Below are 270 nucleotides of genomic sequence, written 5' to 3' on the forward strand. Positions count from 1 at the left end.
CCTTTGCCGAGAACGCCGGCTTCTCCATCGTGCGTGAGTTCTGCGGCCACGGCATCGGCCAGGTCTTCCACGAGGAACCGCAGGTGCTGCACTACGGCCGCCCGGGCACGCTGGACGAACTGGTGCCTGGCATGATGTTCACCATCGAGCCGATGATCAACGCCGGCCGCCGGGAGATCCGCGAGATGGGCGACGGCTGGACCATCGCCACCAAGGACCGGTCCCTCTCGGCGCAGTGGGAGCACACCATCCTCGTCACCGACACCGGAT

At 66.7% G+C, this 270-nt stretch carries 1 protein-coding gene; it reads left to right on the forward strand.

The window, feature by feature from the left end:
• On the forward strand, positions 1–270 hold a 270-nt coding region (locus ACZ267_RS12915), incomplete at both ends, for a M24 family metallopeptidase (RefSeq protein WP_463680350.1).

Source organism: Staphylococcus sp. AC872 (assembly GCF_979255425.1).